1 protein-coding gene and 1 pseudogene are annotated in these 524 nt (G+C 45.8%); both read right to left on the bottom strand.

Annotated features, from left to right (window positions below):
- On the bottom strand, positions 1-216 hold a 216-nt coding region (locus A3761_RS00260; RefSeq protein WP_156491448.1), incomplete at its 3' end, for a dihydroneopterin aldolase.
- 28 nt (positions 217-244) lie between these two features.
- Positions 245-524 (bottom strand): annotated as a pseudogene (locus A3761_RS00255) (tRNA (adenosine(37)-N6)-threonylcarbamoyltransferase complex transferase subunit TsaD); the annotation flags it as partial.

The raw sequence follows: 524 nt of genomic DNA, 5'->3' as shown, positions 1-524 counted from the left end.
GTGTTTGGCTAAGGTAATGCGCTCAATCTCCTGGCAAACCGCCACATAATCAATAGCATCTTCTATGGCATCTGATTCTGCTGCGGCTGAAAAGTCACACACTAGAGCAAGGTCAAACAACAATGTTTGCTTGATCTGCTTTTCCCATTCGAACACACCTATTGAGGCGTCAATTTCGAGCTTTTCAATTAATACCTCAGAGTAATCTTGAGCCATCAAATTAACCTATTGTCAGGATTAAAATCTAGCCTAGTGCAGGCAGCGTATCTAGTGGCCAACGTGCTTGTACTGCAAACTCATGATTTGAGCCCTGGCCTGCCTGCAAGCGCTGATAGCCGGCATAAGCGATCATTGCACCATTATCCGTACAAAACTCCGGACGAGCATAAGAAACCCTGGCACCCAGTTTTTTTACCATTGGCTCCAGAGTCTGTCGGAGATGCGTATTGGCACTCACACCGCCTGCAATAACGAGCGTTTTCATCCCTGTTTGTTCAAGGGCTCGTTTACATTTAATTCTAAGC

The organism is Oleiphilus sp. HI0123 (assembly GCF_001635315.1).
The sequence above is the reverse complement of the archived record's forward strand: the minus strand, read 5'-3'. Positions and strand labels throughout refer to the sequence as shown.